14 protein-coding genes and 1 pseudogene are annotated in these 19735 nt (G+C 65.8%); 4 read left to right on the top strand and 11 right to left on the bottom strand.

All coding sequences use genetic code 11. From position 1 onward, the window contains the following. The first annotated feature begins 87 nt into the window (after positions 1-87). The gene (locus tag B5D38_RS07615) at positions 88-897 is read left to right on the top strand and encodes a hypothetical protein (protein ID WP_078707795.1); all 810 of its coding nucleotides are present in this window, start codon (positions 88-90) and stop codon (positions 895-897) included. Between the two features lie 126 nt (positions 898-1023). Here B5D38_RS07615 and B5D38_RS07620 read toward each other — a convergent pair whose 3' ends face one another. Further along, the gene (locus B5D38_RS07620; RefSeq protein ID WP_078707796.1) at positions 1024-1296 is read right to left on the bottom strand and encodes a YjiS-like domain-containing protein; all 273 of its coding nucleotides are present in this window, start codon (positions 1294-1296) and stop codon (positions 1024-1026) included. A 184-nt stretch (positions 1297-1480) separates the two neighbouring features. On the opposite strand from B5D38_RS07620, the gene B5D38_RS07625 reads away from it, so the two are divergent. Both B5D38_RS07625 and xseA read left to right on the top strand, forming a co-directional pair. After that, positions 1481-2437: a LysR family transcriptional regulator gene (locus B5D38_RS07625; protein WP_078707797.1), complete on the top strand. Its 957-nt coding sequence runs from the start codon at positions 1481-1483 to the stop codon at positions 2435-2437. Between the two features lie 45 nt (positions 2438-2482). Next, on the top strand, positions 2483-4066 hold the full coding sequence (gene xseA / locus B5D38_RS07630) for an exodeoxyribonuclease VII large subunit (protein ID WP_078707798.1): 1584 nt from the start codon (positions 2483-2485) through the stop codon (positions 4064-4066). 12 nt (positions 4067-4078) lie between these two features. On the opposite strand, the gene bcaP is transcribed toward xseA, so the two are convergent. The 8 genes and pseudogenes from bcaP to B5D38_RS22730 all read right to left on the bottom strand — a co-directional run bounded on the left by bcaP (position 4079) and on the right by B5D38_RS22730 (position 16590). Continuing rightward, entirely contained in the window at positions 4079-5515 is a 1437-nt protein-coding gene (bcaP, locus tag B5D38_RS07635; protein ID WP_078707799.1) for a branched-chain amino acid transporter BcaP, read from the bottom strand. Positions 5516-5776: 261 nt separating this feature from the next. Next, positions 5777-6058 carry a hypothetical protein gene (locus B5D38_RS07640; protein WP_078707800.1) on the bottom strand — a complete coding sequence of 94 codons (282 nt, stop codon included), beginning with the start codon at positions 6056-6058 and terminating at the stop codon, positions 5777-5779. Between the two features lie 11 nt (positions 6059-6069). Next, positions 6070-6969 carry a peptidylprolyl isomerase gene (locus B5D38_RS07645; protein WP_078707801.1) on the bottom strand — a complete coding sequence of 300 codons (900 nt, stop codon included), beginning with the start codon at positions 6967-6969 and terminating at the stop codon, positions 6070-6072. Between the two features lie 6 nt (positions 6970-6975). Continuing rightward, the gene (gene narI, locus B5D38_RS07650; protein ID WP_078707802.1) at positions 6976-7752 is read right to left on the bottom strand and encodes a respiratory nitrate reductase subunit gamma; all 777 of its coding nucleotides are present in this window, start codon (positions 7750-7752) and stop codon (positions 6976-6978) included. Positions 7753-7763: 11 nt separating this feature from the next. Beyond that, positions 7764-8465 carry a nitrate reductase molybdenum cofactor assembly chaperone gene (gene narJ, locus B5D38_RS07655; RefSeq protein WP_078707803.1) on the bottom strand — a complete coding sequence of 234 codons (702 nt, stop codon included), beginning with the start codon at positions 8463-8465 and terminating at the stop codon, positions 7764-7766. Then, complete coding sequence (narH, locus tag B5D38_RS07660; RefSeq protein ID WP_078707804.1) at positions 8465-9991, bottom strand: nitrate reductase subunit beta; 1527 nt, start codon at positions 9989-9991, stop codon at positions 8465-8467. The genes narJ and narH overlap by 1 nt, the downstream gene beginning before the upstream one ends. After that, entirely contained in the window at positions 9988-13731 is a 3744-nt protein-coding gene (locus B5D38_RS07665; RefSeq protein ID WP_078707805.1) for a nitrate reductase subunit alpha, read from the bottom strand. Before B5D38_RS07665 ends, narH begins: the two co-directional genes overlap by 4 nt. A gap of 21 nt (positions 13732-13752) precedes the next feature. Continuing rightward, positions 13753-16590, bottom strand: a pseudogene (locus tag B5D38_RS22730) (nitrate/nitrite transporter). 246 nt (positions 16591-16836) lie between these two features. Here B5D38_RS22730 and B5D38_RS07680 point away from each other — a divergent pair. Then, a complete protein-coding gene (locus B5D38_RS07680; protein ID WP_078707808.1) occupies positions 16837-17535 on the top strand; it encodes a helix-turn-helix domain-containing protein in 699 nt (232 codons plus the stop codon). 69 nt (positions 17536-17604) lie between these two features. Here the strand turns inward: B5D38_RS07680 and B5D38_RS07685 are convergent, their stop codons facing one another. Both B5D38_RS07685 and B5D38_RS07690 read right to left on the bottom strand, forming a co-directional pair. After that, positions 17605-18981 carry a dipeptidase gene (locus B5D38_RS07685; protein WP_078707809.1) on the bottom strand — a complete coding sequence of 459 codons (1377 nt, stop codon included), beginning with the start codon at positions 18979-18981 and terminating at the stop codon, positions 17605-17607. Beyond that, complete coding sequence (locus tag B5D38_RS07690) at positions 18978-19724, bottom strand: SDR family NAD(P)-dependent oxidoreductase (RefSeq protein WP_078707810.1); 747 nt, start codon at positions 19722-19724, stop codon at positions 18978-18980. Before B5D38_RS07690 ends, B5D38_RS07685 begins: the two co-directional genes overlap by 4 nt. Between the last annotated feature and the right edge of the window lie 11 nt (positions 19725-19735).

Genomic DNA, 19735 nt, shown 5'->3' on the forward strand with positions numbered 1-19735 from the left:
GGGGGATCCGTCCGGATCAACAGAAGCCTTGCTTTTCCCAATTTGTCTCGCGTCGGTGCCAGTTCTTTGAACGGGGAGGACCGCGGCATGATCGACTTCTTTGACTGGCTGACGGCGGGCGACGGCGGACGGGCGGTCCACCATCTCGCGCGACGCTATCTGATCAGCCAGCAGGAGATGCGCAACATTGCCGAGGCCGTGGCTCCAGCGTTCGCGCTGACTCTTCGGCGCGTCGAAAATCGCTGCGGTGGCCGCGCCGTCTTCGCCCACGACATGCTGTCGCTGTTGCCACGCGACGGCGTTGCCAGCATCGATATTTGCCGCCCCTCCGCCCGCCGCTTCATGGCCTCGTTCTTCGGTTCGGGGGCGCTGGCCGCAGCCGTGGCGCGGCATGCCTCATTGCTGACCAGCATCGCGCCCGATACGATCGAAAAGGTGATGCCGACGCTCGCCGCCCTGACCCTGGAAAGGATCACCCGAGAGAGAGCGACGGGGAGCATCGGAACGAAGACCGAAAAATCGATCTTCGAAGATGGGCAAGCCGGATTCCACTCCTCCTACCTGGAGCAAGTCTGCGCCAAGCCGGCGAGTTCATTGTCGGAAGATCAGGATATGGCGGCACCCGAAGCGCAGAAGAGCAGTCCTGCGAGCATCCGCCAGGGTAACGATGCCGCCGCTCGATCCTTTGCCGGTTTCCACCTCTTCCTCGCCGACAGCAGTGGGGCGCGCGTTGCCGTCACTGGCTTCGGCGGCGCCCGGCGCGGTGGAACCTGGGACGGAAGGGTCGGAAAAACGCAGGAATGGAGCGCCGGCTCGTCGGGCGAGGGAACGCGCGAGATGATCGTGCTCTTTTCGCGTTTCGACACCGGCGCCAATCGGTATGCCCGCCGGCGCTGAGAACGCCGTCGGCGGAGATGCGTTGCACTGAGAAAAAAGAGTGTCGATGCGGCGAGTGTCCCTCGCCCATCATTGGAAAACAAGCGGCGCGCGGCTCTGTGCCGCCCGCCGCCGATCAGCAGGATTTTAGAGGCGAATGACCCTGCGACGCTGGCTCGCCGTAAGCGCGAGCCGGTAGGTGGGGTCTTCACGCCAGTCCTGATTGAGCGCTTCATAAACGTCGTCGCGCTTCAGGCCGATATCCGTCAGAAGATGATCCGGCAGCTCGCCGATGCGCTGTGCCTGACGACGATTGATGACGGCGCGGACAATGGCGCCGCATGCCGCGTAAAGAACGCTGACATTGGCAAGAAAGCCGCCGGACACCCGCGTTGTGGGGACCTTGGTAATGACCGTCATGACTGCATCTCCTCGTCGGGTCATGGCGCCAGGAAAAGGTCGCCCGCTCCGACGTCGCCATAGGCGCCGCCGGCTCGGGCAAAGGGAAGATGTTCCTGACAGGGTGGAATGTAGGCGCGCGCGATTGATCAGTCCAACGAATGTTGCTTATATGATTGATCATTGGTTCTGATGTGAGAAGACCATGTCGACGCCCCTCGACCTCGACCAGATCAAGACCTTCGTGGCCATTGTGGACTCAGGCAGCTTCACCCGCGCCGCCGAGGAGGTTTTCAAGACCCAGTCGGCGGTTTCCATGCAGATGCGCAAGCTGGAGGAGCGGCTGCACGTGCCGCTGTTCGAGCGCAACGGCCGCAGCGTCCGTCTGACCGAGGACGGCCACCGGCTGCTTGCATACGCGCGCAAGATCCTTGCGCTGTCGCAGGAAACGCTTTCGGCCTTCGACGAGGACGCAATGCAGGGCCATGTGCGCATCGGCCTGCCGGACGATTATGCCGATCGCTTCCTGCCGGAAATCCTGGCGCGCTTCGCGCGCTCCAATCCGCTTGTCGAGCTGGAGATCGCTTGCGAGCCTTCGGTCTTTCTCGCCGAACACATCGAGAAGGGCCGTCTCGACGTCGCCCTCGTCTCCGATTGCCGCGACTTCAGCAACATCGCCGAAATCGTGCGGCGCGAGCCGCTTCACTTTGTCACATCGGCGGCGCACGACGTTCACAACCGGTCCATCCTGCCGCTCGCCCTCGGCCGCGTCGACTGCCCGTGGCGGCGCCAGGGTTGCAAGGCATTGGACGCGATGGGGCGGCGCTACCGGGTACTCTTCTCCTCCTGGTCGGCGCAGATCGTCACCTCGGCGGTGCTCTCGGGCCTTGCCGTCAGCGTTCTGCCCGAGTGCGCCTTAAGGCCGGGAATGCGGGTTCTCGGCCCCTATGAAGGCTTCCCGCACCTGGAGGCGACCGAGGTGGGCGTCCTGCGCGCCCGAAACGCGGAAGGCCCCTTGGTGACGGCGCTGATCGACCATATTCGCGATAGCCTGCAGAACCTCGTGCCGCCGGCAACGCAGTCGCGCCCGCACATGACCGACAGCGGCGCGATCCGCCTACCGCGCGCGGCCCTGCCCAACGCCGGCTCCAGGCCCGCCTGACGAGACGACAGGCCGCCCTCGCCGCCGCGATTGAAAAGACAAGCGATGACCCTTCTCGACGAACCGCAAACGCCCGCCTCGAACATCACCGAATATTCGGTGACCGAACTCTCCGGCGTCCTCAAGCGCACGATCGAGGACCGGTTCGGGCTGGTGCGCGTGCGCGGCGAAATCTCCGGATTTCGCGGACGCCACAGCTCAGGCCATTGCTACTTCTCTCTGAAAGACGAGCGCGCCCGCCTCGAGGCGGTGATCTGGAAGGCGACCTATGCCAAGCTCGCCTTCAAGCCCGAGGAAGGGCTGGAGGTCGTGGCGACCGGCCGGCTGACCACCTATCCCGGCTCGTCGAAATACCAGATCGTCATCGAGGAGATCGCCCCGGCAGGCGCCGGCGCGCTGATGGCCCTCCTCAACGAGCGGCGCATGAAGCTGGAGGCCGAGGGGCTCTTCGCCGCCGAGCGCAAGAAGAAGCTCCCCTTTCTGCCTCGCGTCATCGGCGTCGTCACCTCGCCCACCGGCGCCGTCATCCGCGACATCCGCCACCGCATCGCCGACCGTTTTCCTGTTCATCTCGTGGTTTGGCCGGTGCGCGTTCAGGGCGAGACGTCAGGCGAGGAGGTGGCGCGCGCCATCGCCGGCTTCGACGCCATCGAGGCGGGAGGACCGATCCCGCGACCGGACGTGATCATCGTGGCGCGCGGCGGCGGCAGCCTGGAGGACCTTTGGGGGTTCAACGACGAGGCTGTGGTGCGCGCCGTCGCCGCCTGTTCCATTCCGTTGATCTCCGCCATCGGCCACGAGACCGACTGGACGCTCATCGACCATGTCGCCGACATGCGCGCGCCGACGCCCACCGGCGCCGCCGAGATCGCCGTGCCGGTGAAGGCCGAAATCTCGGCCGCTCTTGCCGGGCTCCATGCCCGCCAGGACGGGGCAGCGTTTCGCCTCATGGAGCACGAGCGCCGGGCGGTCGCAGGCCTCGCCCGCGCCCTGCCCTCGCCCGACATGCTGCTCGCCCTGCCGCGCCGCCGCCTGGACGAGGCGGCGAGCGGGCTGTCGCGCTCGCTGCGGCTCGGGCTCTCCGACAAGCGCCGCCTGTTCGGCGAGGCGGGCGCGCGGCTTTCCGTCACCTCGCTGGAGCATTCGGTGCAGCAGAAGCGGGCCGAACTGCGCCATGCCGACGCCTGCATCCTGCACGGCCTGCAATCGTCCGTCGGCCTCAGGCGCCAACGCTTCGACCGCGTCGCCTCGCTGCTGCGCCCGCAGGCCATCGCCGCCAAGGGAGACGAGAAGCGCGCCCGTTTCGACGTCTTCGCCCAGCGCTTCGAGGCCGCGCTGGCGCACTCCATGGAGGCGCGGAGGGGCGCCCTCACCACCGCCGGGCGCATGGTCGAGAGCCTCAGTCCGATGCGCGTGCTCTCGCGCGGCTATGCCATCATTCGCGACACGGACAACAATCCCGTCACGCGCGCGGCCGACCTTCTGCCGGGAATGAGCTTTGAGGTGGAGTTCGCGGCCGGAGAGCGGCGCCGCGCTGTCGCCGAGGAGGATGGCGCGCCGCCGCGCCCGCGCCCGGCTCCCCGCCGGCGTGCCGCCAAGGCGGCCGAGGACCAGGGCTCGCTGTTCTAACCTTGCGAGTTTTTAGACCTGCGAGGCCGCCGGCGCGGCTTCGCCGTTCTCATCCGCCACCGTGTTCAGGAGCGAGCGGTGGCGCGAATAGGTGAAATAGACCAGGCAGCCGATCGCCAGCCAGATCACGAAGGCGACCCACGTCACCGGCTGAAGATAGGCCATCAGGCAAAGACAGAGGAGCACCGACAGGGCCGGCACCACCGGCACGAGCGGGCAGCGGAACGCGCGCGGCAGATCGGGCCGCTTGCGGCGCAGGACGATCACCGCGATGGAGATCAGGGAAAACGCCGCCAGAGTGCCGATGTTGATGAGTTCGGCAAGAACGTTGAGCGGCACGATCGCGGCGATCGCTCCGAAAACGAGGCCCACCATCCACGTCGCAAAGAAGGGCGTGTTGTGCTTCGGATGGATCCTCGACAGCCTCTCGGGCAGAAGCCGGTCGCGGGACATGGCGAAGATCACCCGCGTCTGTCCGTAGGTCATCACCAGGATGACCGTGGTCATGCCGAGGATGGCGCCGAGATCGACGAAGCCCGCCACCCAGTTCTCGTTGGCGTATTGCAGGGCGAGCGAGACCGGGTGGTCGATGCCCAGGAACTCGCGGTAGGGCACGATGCCCGTCATGATCGCCGCGACGATGACGTAGAGGATGGTGCAGACGGCGAGCGAGCCGATGATGCCGATGGGAAGATCGCGCTCCGGCCGCTTCACCTCCTCGGCCGCTGACGTCACCGCGTCGAAGCCGATGAAGGCGAAGAACACGAGCGCCGCCGCGCTGAGAACGCCACCGGCGCCGAAGGGCGCGAAGGGTCGCCAGTTCGCCGGCTCCACATGCCGGGCGCCGACGACGATGAACAGGATCACGATGGCGACCTTGATCGCCACCATGACGTTGTTGAGCCGGGTCGATTCGCGCACGCCCAGCGACAGCATCGTCGTCAGGAAGAGCATGATCAGGAGCGCCGGCAGGTTGATCAGCGTCACCTGACCGGGGATCGCCCCCGGCGCCGCCGACAGGGCGATGGGCAGATGAATGCCGAAGCCGGCGATGAGCGATTGGAAATAGCCCGACCAGCCGACGGAAACCGCCGAGGTCGCCAGTCCGTATTCGAGCAGCAGGTCCCAGCCGATCATCCAGGCAACGAACTCGCCGAGCGTGACATAGGTGTAGGAATAGATCGATCCGGCGATCGGCACTGTCGAGGCGAACTCGGCGTAGCACAGGGCCGCGAAGCCGCAGGCGATGGCGGCGATGACGAAGGAGACGGTGAGCGCCGGGCCGGCGGTCAGCGCGCCCGTGCCGGTGAGGACGAAGATGCCGGTGCCGATGATGGCGCCGATGCCCATCAGCACCAAATCCAGGGGCCCAAGGACCCGCTTCAGCCCCTGCTGCGAGCGGCTGGCCGCCATCGCGGTATCAAGGCTTTTCGTCCTGAAGATGTTCACGCCATTCCTCCATCGACCCCCGAGGGAACGGATCGGGGACGAGCGTCATCGTCGCTTGTTCTGTTGTTCGACCAGATGAGCCGGAGCCCTGCCCAGGAAGCCGAAAAAATCCCGGCCCTCATAGACGACTTTGCCGGTACGGAAAACCGCCTCACAACCTTTCCGCCCCCCCGCAAAGGGTCGCAGGGACGGCCTCGCGGATCATGAAGGTTGTCTGCATTGCTGAAGGCGTATCAGTCCGGACGCGCGAACCGGCACCGTCTATTCTTGAGGCGCCTTTGGCAGAGCGTGGTGGAGGATGGCGCGCAAGGCGGCCAGCCCCGGCTCGTCCGAGCGGTTCATGATGCCGACGAGCTGCATCCATTCGTCGTCGGAAGCGGCTTCGACAAAGCCATGAACGGAGGAGCAAATCATCCGCGCGCGATCGTCCTCATCGGGGCCGGCCACAGCGAGGAGGCGCGCGCGAAGCGCCTCGTCCAGGGCGGGGAGCAGGCCGAGCGCGACTTCGGGCCGCTCCAGGGCGGCAATCAGATTTCCGAGCATCGGCCTTCCTCCTATTGCACCAAGGGAGACCGCGCCCCGTCCATCGCGATGCCCCTTATGTCGGCCTGACCGATCAGGATCGAGATGAACTGCGCGCTCGCCTGCCTTCGAACATGATCGTCGAGATAGGCCGCAATCCGCTCGCGCACCGCCTCAAAGGGCAGTTGGCGCGGCTCGACGGCGCGCACCAGCCGGATGAGATGAACGCCGTAGCGCGTTTCCACCGGGGCGGAGATTTCTCCGGGCTTCAACGCGGTCAGCGCCGCCTCGAACTCTGGCGTTGTCTCGCCGGGCGTGATCTGCCCGAGGCTGCCGCCGAGCGCGCCCGAGGGGCATTGCGAGAATTCGCGGGCCAGGGACGCGAAGCGATCCGGGTCTCGGCCAAGAAGCTCAGCCAGCTCCTCGGCCTTTTGCCGGGCGCTATCAAAGGCGGCCGGATCGTCGCGGCGCGCGGCGATCAGGATGTGGTCGACCTCCCAGAGCGGCGCCGCCGTGAAGCGGCGGGCGTTGATGTCGTAGAATCGGCGCAGTGTCGCCTCGTCGGCATGGGGCACGCGAACCTCGCGCTCCATGAGGGTGCGGATCAGCGCATCCTCCTCCGTCTCGCGCCGACCGTCGGCGTCGAGCTCGGGCGCCGGCGTCAAGGCAAGACGGCGGGCTTCCTGGAGAAGCAACTCGCGAATCACCAGGGCGCGCGTCGCCGCCAGCCACCCCTCCCCCGGGTTCTTCGCCGGGAAGTTCTGGACCTCGGCGGCGATGGCGCGGCGCGAGATCGCGACGCCATTGACCGTGACGGACGGCATCGCCACGCGTTCGCGCGAGGGCTCTGTGCTGACGGGAGCGGGGCGGTGCTCATGGCGATGGCTGGCGCCATCGGCCTTGGCGGAATGATCGACGACGAGCGTGGCCATGGGGCTCTACTCCGCGGGCTGATGAGTGGGACGGATCGTCATCGCGTCGCGGCGCGGCCGGCGCGCGGCAATGACCTCGCGGCCGGCCGGCTTCAGGCTCCGGCGCGTGCGCACCACCTGATAGCCGGGACGGCCGAGATACCAGACCGGAGCGCTCCACACATGGACGAGGCGGGTGAAGGGGAAAACGAGGAAGATCGTCATTCCAAGCAGGAGATGCGCCTTGAAGATGGGGCTAACGTCGGCGACGAACCCGGCTGCGGCCGGCTGCAGCGTCAGGATGCCCTGTGCCCACGACATGAACTTCACCATCTCATGGCCGTCGAGGTGCTGAGCGGAGACGAAGATCGTCGACAGGCCGAGGGTGAGCTGGAGCCAGAGCAGAAGCAGGATGGCGGTGTCGCCGAAGCTCGACGTCGCGCGGATACGCGGGTCGAACAGGCGCCGGTGGGCGAGCAGGCTGATGCCGATGAAGCAGGCGACGCCGGCAAGGCCGCCGACCACCATCGCCAGGACCTGCTTGAAGCCATGGGAGATATAGAGAGCGTCGAGCAGCCAGACGGGCGTCAGCAGCCCAAAGAAGTGGCCGACGAAGATGATCAGGATGCCGACATGGAAGAGGTTGGAGCCCCAGCGCAGCTGGCGCTTGCGCAAAAGCTGGGAGGAACCGGTCTTCCAGGTGTACGGCTCGCGGTCGAAGCGGATGAGGCTGCCGAGCAGGAAGACGGTGAGGCAGAGATACGGATACCAGCCGAAAAGGGCGCTGTTGATGGCGGAGGACATGGGGCTTCTCCTCAGGCGGCGGGTTGGGCGACGGCACGGCGCGCGGCGCGCATGCGAGTGCGCAGCCGGTCGACGGAACAGCCGTCCAGGGCGTCGCCGGGACCGAAGGTGACGGCGCTTTCTTCCCAGGCGGCATCGAGCGCGGCGAGATCGTCCGCCGCGCCCTCCGTCTCGGCCTCTGGCTCGGCTTCCGCCGGGCGGTCCGCGAGGGCGACGAGCGCCGACATGACGGCCGCATAGGGCGAGCCGCGCTTGGCCAGCCGCTCATCGAGCAGCATCAGGATTCCGGCCGTCTCGCCGAGAAGCGCCCGCGCCTCGTCGAGCGGGCGCGTCGACAGGAACTCCAGGAACAGCGGCAGATAGTCCGGCAGTTCGTTGGCCGTCAGGATCAGCCCGGCGCGCTCATAGTGAGCGGCAAGGTCCACCATCGCCTGGCCGCGATCACGGCTTTCGCCGTGGATGTGCTCGAAGAGATGCAGCGACAGGCGCCGCGTCTTGTCGAAGAGATCGACATAGGCCTCCTGAAGGGCAAAAAGATCGCCCTCCTCGATCTCGTTCAGCAGCCGCTGCAACTGGTGGCGGCAATCCGGCGCGACCAGGCCCTCGGAGGCGATGAGCGAGGCGATTTCGACGGTCGCCGCCTGAAGCTCCTCGGACGGATAGGCGAGGAGCGCCGATAGGGCCTTGAAGGTCAAAGCGGGAGCGGCGGTCATCAGGCGATCTCCATCGGATTGGTGGCCTTCTTCGGCTTCTTGGTGCCGAACAGGTTGAGTTCGCTGTCGCCACCCGAGCAGCCATTGCCGAAGGAGAAGCCGCAGGAGCCGCGCAGGTCCTGGCTGTCCTCGCTCCATTCGCGATGGGCGGTGGGAATAACGAAGCGGTCTTCGTAGTTGGCGATGGCCATGACGCGGTACATCTCCTCGATCTCCGCGCCGGTGAGGCCGACGCGGGTCGCCAGCGCCTCGTCGATGCGGCCGTCGACCGACTTCGCCCGCATGTAGCCGCGCATGGCGAGCATGCGCTCCAGCGCCAGGGCCACCGGCTCCTCATCGCCGGCCGTCAAAAGGTTGGCGAGGTATTTCAGCGGGATGCGGAGCGAGCGCACGTCCGGCATGTCGCCATCGACGCCCATCTTGCCGGCCGCCGCCGCCGACTGGATCGGCGAGAGCGGCGGCACGTACCAGACCATCGGCAAGGTGCGATATTCGGGATGGAGCGGGAAGGCGATCTTCCACTCCATCGCCATCTTCCAGACCGGCGAGTGCTTGGCCGCCTCGATCCAGGCGTCGGGCACGCCGTCGGCGCGCGCCTGGGCGATCACGGCCGGATCGTTCGGGTCGAGAAACAGCTTCAGCTGCTCCTCGTAGAGGGTCTTCTCGTCCGGCGCGCTGGCCGCCGCCTCGATGCCGTCGGCATCATAGAGCACGACGCCGAGATAGCGGATGCGCCCGACGCAGGTTTCCGAGCACACGGTGGGCTGGCCGGCCTCGATGCGCGGATAGCAGAAGATGCACTTCTCGGATTTGCCCGAGGACCAGTTGTAGTAGATCTTCTTGTAGGGGCAGCCGGAGACGCACATGCGCCAGCCGCGGCACTTGTCCTGATCGATGAGGACGATGCCGTCCTCCTCGCGCTTGTAGATGGCGCCGGAGGGGCAGGAGGCCGCGCACGCCGGATTGAGGCAGTGTTCGCACAGGCGCGGCAGGTACATCATGAAGGTGTTTTCGAACTCGCCGTAGATCTCCTTCTGAACACCCTCGAAATTGGCGTCGGCCGAGCGCTTGGAGAACTCGCCGCCGAGGATTTCCTCCCAGTTCGGCCCCCACTCGATCTTCTCCATGCGCTGGCCGGTGATGGCCGAGCGCGGGCGCGCGGTCGGGAATGCCCTGGATTCCTTGGCGGTGGAAAGGTGCTCGTAGTCGAAGGTGAAGGGCTCGTAGTAGTCGTCGATCTCTGGCAGGTCGGGATTGGCGAAGATGTTGGCCAGGACCCGCCACTTGGCGCCGATCCTCGGCTCGATCTTGCCGTTGGCCTTGCGGGTCCACCCGCCCTTCCACTTTTCCTGGTTCTCCCACTCGCGGGGATAGCCGACGCCGGGCTTGGTCTCGACGTTGTTGAACCAGGCGTATTCGACGCCTTCGCGGTTGGTCCAGACGTTCTTGCAAGTCACCGAGCAGGTGTGGCAGCCGATGCACTTGTCGAGGTTCAGGACCATCGCGATCTGGGCACGGATCTTCATTCTGCGGCCTCCATCGGCGCTTCGGCCGTCAAGGGATCTTCGAGCCAATCGACCTTCGCCATCTTGCGCACGACGATGAACTCGTCGCGGTTGGCGCCCACGGTGCCGTAGTAGTTGAAGCCGTAGGCGAGCTGGGCGTAGCCGCCGATCATGTGGGTGGGTTTGAGAACGATGCGCGTCACCGAGTTATGGATGCCGCCGCGGTTGCCGGTGATCTCAGATCCCGGCGTGTTCACGATCTTCTCCTGGGCGTGATACATCATCATCATGCCCGACTTGACGCGTTGGGAGACCACCGCCCGCGCCGTCAGGGCGCCGTTGGCGTTGAACACCTCGACCCAGTCGTTGTCGACGATGCCGGCGGACTTGGCGTCATCCTCGGAAATCCACACAACCGGGCCGCCGCGATTGAGCGTCAGCATCAAAAGGTTGTCGGAATAGGTGGAGTGGATGCCCCACTTCTGGTGCGGGGTGATGAAGTTGAGGGCGATCTCCTTGTTGCCGTTCGGCTTCATACCGGAGATGCCGCGCACCGCCTTCAAATCGACCGGCGGCTTCCAGGTCACGAGGCCCTCGCCGAAGGCGCGCATCCACAGATGATCCTGGTAGAGCTGCTGGCGTCCGGTCAGCGTGCGCCACGGGATCAGCTCATGGACGTTGGTGTAGCCGGCGTTGTAGCAGACCTTTTCGCTCTCGATGCCCGACCAGGTCGGCGAGGAGATGATCTTCCTCGGCTGGGCCTGGATGTCGCGATAGCGGATCTTCTCGTCCTCCTTCGGCAAGGCGAGATGGGTGTGGTCGCGGCCCGTCACCTTGGACAGCGCCTCCCAGGCCTTGACCGCGACCTCGCCGTTGGTTTCCGGCGCGAGCGAGAGGATCACCTCGGCCGCGTCGATATCGGTCTCGATCTTCGGCAGGCCCTTGGCCGCGCCCGTTGCGTGGACGCCGTTGAGACGGCCGAGGCCCTCGACCTCGTGGCCGGTCTTCCAGGCGATGCCCTTGCCGCCATTGCCGACCTTTTCCATCAGCGGACCGAGGGCGGTGAAGCGGGCATAGAGATTGGGATAGTCGCGGCTGACGACGGAGACGGTGGGCATGGTCTTGCCGGGGATCGGCTCTACCTCGCCGCGCTTCCAATCCGCGACGTCGAAGGCCTGCGCCATCTCGCCGGGCGAGTCGTGCTGGATCGGTGTGAGGACCACGTCCTCCTCGACGCCCAGCACCTCGGGCGCAACCTCGGAGAAAGTCTTCGCCAGCCCCTTGTAGATGTCCCAGTCCGAGCGCGCCTCCCATGCCGGGTCCACCGCCGCCGACAGCGGATGGATGAAGGGATGCATGTCGGAGGTGTTGAGGTCGTTCTTCTCGTACCAGGTGGCGGTGGGAAGGACGATGTCGGAATAGACGCAGGTGGTCGACATGCGGAAGTCGAGCGTCACCAGGAGGTCGAGCTTTCCTTCCGGCGCTTTGTCGTGCCAGACGACTTCCTTGGAACGCACGGCGCCCTCGGCGCCAAGGTCCTCGCGCTGCACCCCGTGCTTGGTGCCGAGGAGATGGCGCAGGAAATACTCGTGCCCCTTGCCCGACGAGCCAAGGAGGTTGGACCGCCAGACGAACATGTTGCGTGGCCAGTTGGCCGGATCGTCCGGATCGTGGCAGGACAGCTCCAGATCGCCCGATTTCAGCGCCTTGGCGACGTAGTCCTTCGGCTCCAGACCCGCCGCCTTGGCGTTGGCCGCGATGGTCAATGGGTTCTGCTTGAGCTGCGGGGCAGACGGCAGCCAGCCCATGCGCTCGGCGCGGACGTTGTAGTCGATGAAGCTGTCGTTCCACTCGCCGTCCGGCGCGGTCGGCGAGACGATCTCGGCGGCCGTCAGCGTCTCGTAGCGCCACTGGTCGGTGTGGGCATAGAAGAAGGACGTCGAATTCTGCTGGCGCGGCGGGCGCGCCCAATCGAGGGCGAAAGCCAGCGGCAGCCAGCCGGTCTGGGGCCGCAGCTTCTCCTGGCCGACATAGTGCGACCAGCCGCCGCCCGACTGGCCGATGCAGCCGCAGAACACCAGGAGATTGATGATCCCCCGGTAGCTCATGTCCATGTGGTACCAGTGGTTCAGGCCGGCGCCGAGGATCACCATGGAACGGCCGTCGGTCTTCTCCGCATTGGTGGCGAATTCGCGCGCCACGGTGACGATGGCGTCGCGCTTGACGCCGGTGACGCGCTCGGCCCAGGCCGGGGTGAACGGCACGTCGTCGTCGTAGTTCACGGCGACGTTGCCGCCGCCGAAGCCGCGGTCGAGGCCGTAATTGGCCATGGTGAGATCATAAACGGTGGCGACCTTCACGCGCTCGCCGGTCGCCGTCTCGATGGTCCTGACCGGCAGGTTGCGGGTCAGGATCTCGTCATGTTCGGTGGCGGTAAAGTGCTCGCTCGCCCGGCCGCCGAAATAGGGGAAATCGACCGGCGCGAACTCCGCGCCCTCCCCCGCCAGCGACAGCTTCAGGCGGATGTCGCGGCCCTCGCCGTCCTTCTCCTCGAGGTTCCACTTGGCTTCCTCGCCCCAGCGGTAGCCGATGGCGCCGCGCGGCGCGACGGGTTCGCCCGACGCCTCGTCGATGGCGACGGTCTTCCACTCGGGATTGTTGGCCTCGCCGAGACCGCCGGCGAGCTCCGAGGCCCGCAGCAGCCGCTCGGGCACCAAGCGGCCGCCCTTCTCGGCGAGACGGACCAGGAACGGCATGTCGGTGTAGCGGCGGGCATAATCGCCGAAATAGCCGACCTGCCGGTCGAGATGGTATTCGCGCAGGATGACGTGGCCCATGGCGAGCGCCAGCGCCGCATCCGTGCCCTGCTTCGGGTTCAGCCAGATGTCGGCGAACTTGGTCGCCTCGGCATAGTCCGGGCTGACGACGGCGCTCTTGGTGCCCTTGTAGCGGACCTCGGTGTAGAAGTGGGCGTCGGGCGTGCGCGTCTGCGGCACGTTGGAGCCCCAGACGAGTAGGAAGCCGGCATTGTACCAATCGGCCGATTCCGGCACGTCGGTCTGTTCGCCCCAGGTCTGGGGGCTCGCCGGCGGCAGATCGCAATACCAGTCGTAGAACGACATGCAAGTGCCGCCGAGAAGGCTGAGATAGCGTGAGCCGGCGGCGTAGGACACCATCGACATGGCCGGGATCGGCGAGAAGCCGATGATGCGGTCGGGACCATGCTTCTTAGCGGTGTAGGCATTGGCGCTGGCGATGATCTCGTTGACCTCGTCCCAGGTCGAGCGCACCAGGCCGCCATGGCCTCGGATCGAGGTATAGGCGTGGCGCTTGTCCGCATCCTCGACGATCGAGGCCCAGGCAGCGACCGGCGACAGCTTCGCCCGCGCCTCGCGCCACAGCTTCAGGAGCCGGCCGCGCACCATCGGGTATTTCACCCGCGCGCCGGAATAGAGGTACCAGCTGTAGGAAGCGCCGCGCGCGCAGCCGCGCGGCTCATGGTTGGGCAGGTCCGGCCGCGTGCGCGGATAGTCGGTCTGCTGCGTCTCCCAAGTCACGATGCCGCCCTTGACGTAGATCTTCCACGAGCACGAGCCGGTGCAGTTCACGCCATGGGTGGAGCGGACGATCTTGTCGTGCTGCCAGCGCTTGCGGTAGCCGTCCTCCCAGGAACGATCCTCGCTGGTGACGATGCCGTGCCCATCGGAGAAGGGCTCCACCGTCTTGCGGAAGAAGGTCAGCCGGTCGAGAAATTGGGACATGATTGCTTCCTTGCGGGCTGATTATTCGGCGGGGGTCGCGGCGATGGCGCGGTCCGCGTGTTCGATGTCGTAGAGGTGGCCGCCCTTGCGGGTGTAGAGCGCGAAGGTCAGCACAACGCAGGTCACGTAGAAGGCCATGAAGCACCACAGGGCCGCCTCGGGGCCGCCGGTGAAGGCGATCGACGTGCCGTAGCTCTTGGGGATGAAGAAGGCGCCGTAGGCGGCGATGGCCGAAGTAAAGCCGATGATCGCCGCCGACTCCTTCTCCGCCTGGCGCAGGCGCGTCGCCGCGTCGGCCTTGGGCATCAGCCGGTCCATGTCCTTGCGCATGATCGCCGGGATCATCTGGAAGGTGGAGGCGTTGCCGACGCCGGTGGCGAAGAACAGCACCATGAACATGGCGAAGAAGCCCCAGAACGCCCCCGGCTGCTCCTTGATCGACAGGAAGAACAGGACGCCGCCGACGGCGAGGATCATGGCGATGAAGGTCCAGAAGGTGACGCGCCCGCCGCCCCAGCGGTCCGAGCACCAGCCGGTCAAGGAGCGCGACAATGCGCCGACGAGCGGCCCGAGAAAGGCGAAGGCGAGCGCGTCGACCATCGGGAACTGGGTCTTCATCAGCAGCGGGAAGCCCGCCGAATAGCCGATGAAGGAGCCGAAGGTGCCGGTGTAGAGCCAGCACATGGCCCAGTTGTGCTTGCGCTTGAAGATCACCGACTGCTCGGCGAAGGAGGCCTTGGCCGAGGCGATGTCGTCCATGCCGAACCAGCAGGCGAGCGTCGCCACCACCAGGAACGGCACCCAGACGAAGCCGGCGTTCTGAATCCACAATGTCGTGGTGGCGCCCGCGATCGTCGCCGTCTCGGGGTCGCCCGCGATCGCCCCGAAGACGCCCATGGTGATGACGAAGGGCACCACGAACTGGACGACCGAGACGCCGAGATTGCCGAGCCCGGCATTGAGCGCGAGGGCATTGCCCTTCTCGCGCTTGGGATAGAAGAACGAGATGTTGGCCATGGAGGAGGCGAAGTTGCCGCCGCCGAAGCCGCAGAGCAGGGCGAGAACCGCCATCACCCCATAGGGCGTCGTCGGGTCCTGCACGGCAAAGCCAATGCCGACGGCCGGCACGAGCAGCGAGGCCGTGGTCAGGGTCGACCACAGGCGGCCGCCGAAGATCGGCACCATAAAGGAATAGAAGATGCGGAGCGTTGCGCCGGAAAGGCCCGGCAGCGCCGCCAGCCAGAAGAGCTGGCCGGTGGTGTACTGGAAGCCGACCAGCGGCAACTTGGCGACGACCACCGACCAGACCTGCCAGATGGCGAAGGAGAGCAGCAGCGCGGGAATGGAGATCCACAGATTGCGGCTGGCCGTGCGGCGGCCGGTCTGCCGCCAGAAGGCAGGCTCTTCCGGACGCCAATCTTGGATGAGGTGAGAAGACATCTTTCGTGTCCTGGATCGGAGAAGAAGAGAGAAGCGAAGCAGCTATTCGGCCGGTGCGATACGACCCGCCGGAGCGGCGGATGCGCTCGACTCATCGGCGGGGGCTGGCGCCGGGAACGGGCGATCCGGCACGTCGCTGAGGAACCGTTCGCCCATCAGCGCCGGGTACTTGCGGGCCTCCATGCGCCGGATGGCGACATGCATCCACATGGTCGACACGGCGACGATGAGGAACATCAGCATGAAGCAGCTGGTCCACACGCCGGTGATGTCGTTGAGCGCGCCGAAAGCGATGGGCAGGACGAAGCCGCCGAGACCGCCGATCATGCCGACGAGGCCGCCGACCGAACCGACATGCTCGGGATAGTAGACCGGGATGTGCTTGTAGACCGCGGCCTTGCCGAGCGACATGACGAAGCCGAGGACCACCGTCAGCATGACGAAGACCGGCAGGCTGACGCCGAACGAAAAGGCGATCGGCCCCTTGATGCCGGAGACGACGTAGCTCGTCTCGGGATAGCTCAGCACGAAGAGGCAGACGAGCGACACGAGGAAGGTGAGATACATGATCGCCCGCGCGCCCCAGCGGTCCGACATCCAGCCGCCGAGGGCGCGGAAGACGGAGGCCGGCAGGGCATAGGTCGCCGCTAGCATGCCGGCGGTGGCGAGCGGCAGATCGTAGGCGCCGACATAGTAGCGCGGTAGCCAGCTGGCGAGCGCGACGAAGGCGCCGAAGACGAAGAAGTAATAGGTGGCGAAGCGCCACACCTGAAGATGCTTCAGCGGCTCCAGCTGGTTGAGCGCGGAGGCAGCCTTGCTGCCGCTCTTGCGGCGCGCCATCTGCGCCGGGTCTTCCTTGGTCAGCAGAAAAAAAGCGACGGCGACGATGGCCAGGACGGCGGCATAGATGCGGGCTGTCTCCTGCCAACCGAAGGCGAGGACCAGGAAGGGCGCGCCGAAATTGGTGACGGCCGCGCCGACATTGCCGGCGCCGAAGATGCCGAGCGCCGTGCCCTGCCGCTCCTTCTCGAACCAGCGCGACACATAGGCGACGCCGACGATGAACGAGCCTCCGGCGAGGCCGACGCCGAGGGCGGCCAGCAGGAACATCTCATAGGTCTCGGCCTTGGAAAGCAGGAAGCAGGCGACCGCCGTCAGCAGCATCTGGATCGAGAAGATGCGGCGACCGCCAAACTGCTCGGTCCAGACGCCGAGCAAGATGCGGCTGACCGAGCCGGTCAGGACCGGGGTTGCGACGAGGAGACCGAACTCCGTCTCGCTGAGGCCGAGCTGCTGCTTGATGCGCACGCCGATGATGGAGAAGATCGTCCAAACGGCAAAACATGCGGTGAAGGAGATGGTGCTGTAGGCCAGCGCCCGATTCTGCTCCCCACGACTGATCCCTGCTCGCTGGTCCATCCTGTCCTCTCAGCGTTCACGCCTTACCCCCAAGGCACACGCAAAGGATCGCCGCGCGTCCAGCAATGCTCTTTGATATCGATCAAAGTATCTTCTCTATGGCGTAGAAATAATCCAAGCGGTCATATAGTTTATCCATGGGATTGAAATTGTATTTTCTTAGCTAATGAGGATTTGTTTTGCATGATTGACAATTATCAATCGTCCATGCGAAATCAATCGATCTCCTGAACGGGGGCTTCCGCCATGCGCCAAGAAGACATCGACAGGGTTCGTGCTCTGCGCTTGTTCCGCGACGTCGCGGATGAAACGTTCGAGACTCTCCTCAGGGCGAGCTTCCTGCAGCGCTTCCCGCGCGGCCTGACGCTCATTCGAGAGAGCGAGCCTGCGGATTTCCTTCACGTGGTGATCGAGGGCGCGGTGGAGATGTTCGCGGCGGGAAACGGCCGGGAGACGACGATCAGCCTCGTTCACCCGATCGGCGCCTTCATTCTGGCCGCCGTCTTGAAGGATCAGGTCAATCTGCAGTCGGCCCGCACGCTGGAGCCCTCGCAGATCCTGATGATCCCGGCGGTCAGCGTGCGTCAGGCCATGGAACGGGACCCGGCCTTCATGTCGGCGATCGTGGCGGAGCTGGCGACCGGCTATCGCACGGTCGTCAAGGATCTCAAGAATCAGAAGCTGCGAACGGGCGCGGAGCGGCTGGCCAACTGGCTGTTGCGTCAGGAAAAGGAGCGTGGCGCCGGCGGCAAGGTGGAGATCGATGTCGAGAAGCGCACCCTCGCCGCTCTCCTGGGGATGACGCCGGAAAACCTTTCACGCGCCTTGGCGACGTTGAAGCAGCATGGCGTCGCGGTGCGCGGCGCCCAAATCGAGATCAACGAGCGCGACCGCCTGGTCCGCTTCGCGCATCCCGACCCATTGATCGACGACTACGACATCTGACGGCACATCGTCAGGCGCGAACAAGCTCCGGAAACATGCTCGCCTCGTGAAGAGCCGTAGCCACGCCCGTCACCGGCCGCCCAAGCGTTCCAAAAGCCGAACCCAGGCGGTCATGCCCAGCCGGAAATTGCTGAGCCGCAGGAACTCGTTGGGGGCGTGGTAGTCCTCGTCCGAGGTGGAAAACGAGAAGAACACCGTCCCGACCTCGAGGTGTTTTTCGAACACCGAGCCGATGGGGATGGTGGCGCCCATGGCGACGCGGATCGGCCGCGCGCCCAAAAGATCCTGCAACACGTCCTGGACGATTGCGAGGGCCGGCAGGTCTGGATCGATGGAGAAGGCGGACGTGCCCGGCCGGTGGTCGACGAAATCGAGGCGATAGCCGCTCGGCTTGACGCGTTCGAGATGCGCCACAATGGAATCGAACACGCGGTCGGGGTCCTGCCCACGAACCAGCCGGCAGGTGATCTTGGCCGACGCCGTGGCGGGAATGACGGTCTTCGTACCGTGACCGCTATAGCCGCCGGTTACGCCGTTGAGCTCGAGCGTCGGGATCAGCCATTGCCGGGTCAGCAGGTCCTCGCCGCCGGGCATCGGCTCGGGAGCCGGAGCGCCGATCTCCTCGAAATACCGCCCTGTATCGAAGCCGAGGCCTTGGATAGCCTTGACGACGGCCGGGTCGGGTGGAAGAGCATCATCGGCGAACCCTTCCACCAGCACATTGCCGTCGTCGTCGTGGAGGGTGGCGAGCATTCCGATAAGAGCGCGCACGGCATTGGGGGCGCTGCCGCCATGCCGGCCGGAATGGAGGTCCTTGGCGGCGCCATGAAGAATCACGTCGAGCGCCACCAGCCCGCGGCCCGCGACCGTCACCGAAGGCAGATCCGGCCGCCACATGGCGCCATCGGCCGAGATCACCAGATCGCAGCCGAACCGTTCGGCATTGGCGGCGACCATGCTCTCAAAGTGCGGGCTGCCGGTTTCCTCTTCGCCCTCGATCAGGAATTTCAGGTTGACCGGCAGGTCCTTTCGGCAGTCCCGGTAGGCGCGAGCCACCAGGATCGGGATCAGCAGCGGGCCCTTGTCGTCGGAGACGCCGCGCGCATAAAGCCGGTCTTCGCGGACGGTCGGCTCGAAAGGCGGGGTCTGCCACTTGTCGAGCGGATCGGGCGGCTGCACGTCGTAATGGCCATAGACCAGCACTGTCGGGGCGCCGGCGATTTCGGGGCCCTGGGCGAAGACGCCAGGATGACCGGCGGTTTCGATGAGCTCGACAGTCGGTAGGCCGGAGCGGCGCAACGCATCGGCGACGAATTCCGCCGCCTCCCTGATGCCGGCCTTGTAGGCGGGATCAGTGGAGACGCTGGCAATGGCGCAGAAGGCCTCGAGTTCGCGGAGGCTTTCGGCGGCATGGGCCGCGAGATGGGCTTCGACCGTTGCCGTCACTTGCCGCCATCCACACTGAGAACCTGCCCGGAAATCCAGCCCGCCTGTTCGGAGGCAAAGAACATCACGGCATTGGCGATATCGTCAGCAGATCCCAGCCGCTTCATCGCGATGTTCTGGATCAGCTTCTGCTGCCCCTCTTCGCCCATCGCGTGCCATTGGCGCTCGGTGGTCGGGTTGGAACGCACGAAGCCGGGCGCGACGTTGTTGACGGTGATCCCGAACGGGCCGAGCTCATGCGCGAGCTGACGCGTGAGGCCGATCTGCGCGGCCTTGGCGCTGGCATAGGCCTGGATGCCGGTGAGGCTGATGCCGAGGCCCGCGCCGGACGAAATGTTGATGATCCGGCCCGCGCCCTTTGCCTTCATGCCGGGCACGACGGCCTGGGACATGAAGAAGGCACCAGAGACGTTCACGTCAAAAATCGCCTGCCAGTCGCTCTCGGAGATGTCCTCGATGGGCCGGCCAACCTGTCCGCGCACGCCGCCCGCATTGTTGACCAGGATGTCGATGGGCCCGGTCCTTTCGATGGCCGCCCGCACCGCCGCGCAATCACCGACGTCCAGGGTGAAGACCGAAACCGCCCCGTCCGAAAGCCGCTCGGTCTCGGCGAGCCCTTCCGCATTGACGTCGCAGGCGAAGACCTTTGCCCCGTTGGCGGCGAAGGCAAGCGCTATGGCGCGGCCGAAGCCATGGGCCGCGCCTGTCACCAGGACGGCTTTTCCCGAAAACGCGATATCCACTGTGCCCTCTT

The sequence above is a fragment of the Consotaella salsifontis genome, assembly GCF_900167365.1.
GTDB lineage: Bacteria > Pseudomonadota > Alphaproteobacteria > Rhizobiales > Rhizobiaceae > Consotaella > Consotaella salsifontis.

What these genes read in the sequence shown, in the direction of transcription:
- B5D38_RS07645 (WP_078707801.1), bottom strand. Translation starts at nt 6,969, where the DNA reads ATGGCCACGCTCGTCGTCGATCATTCCGCCAAGGCCGATGGCGCCAGC.
- B5D38_RS07615 (WP_078707795.1), top strand. Translation starts at nt 88, where the DNA reads ATGATCGACTTCTTTGACTGGCTGACGGCGGGCGACGGCGGACGGGCG.
- B5D38_RS07625 (WP_078707797.1), top strand. Translation starts at nt 1,481, where the DNA reads ATGTCGACGCCCCTCGACCTCGACCAGATCAAGACCTTCGTGGCCATT.
- B5D38_RS07620 (WP_078707796.1), bottom strand. Translation starts at nt 1,296, where the DNA reads ATGACGGTCATTACCAAGGTCCCCACAACGCGGGTGTCCGGCGGCTTT.
- narJ (WP_078707803.1), bottom strand. Translation starts at nt 8,465, where the DNA reads ATGACCGCCGCTCCCGCTTTGACCTTCAAGGCCCTATCGGCGCTCCTC.
- B5D38_RS07640 (WP_078707800.1), bottom strand. Translation starts at nt 6,058, where the DNA reads ATGCTCGGAAATCTGATTGCCGCCCTGGAGCGGCCCGAAGTCGCGCTC.
- B5D38_RS07680 (WP_078707808.1), top strand. Translation starts at nt 16,837, where the DNA reads ATGCGCCAAGAAGACATCGACAGGGTTCGTGCTCTGCGCTTGTTCCGC.
- xseA (WP_078707798.1), top strand. Translation starts at nt 2,483, where the DNA reads ATGACCCTTCTCGACGAACCGCAAACGCCCGCCTCGAACATCACCGAA.
- narI (WP_078707802.1), bottom strand. Translation starts at nt 7,752, where the DNA reads ATGTCCTCCGCCATCAACAGCGCCCTTTTCGGCTGGTATCCGTATCTC.
- narH (WP_078707804.1), bottom strand. Translation starts at nt 9,991, where the DNA reads ATGAAGATCCGTGCCCAGATCGCGATGGTCCTGAACCTCGACAAGTGC.
- B5D38_RS07665 (WP_078707805.1), bottom strand. Translation starts at nt 13,731, where the DNA reads ATGTCCCAATTTCTCGACCGGCTGACCTTCTTCCGCAAGACGGTGGAG.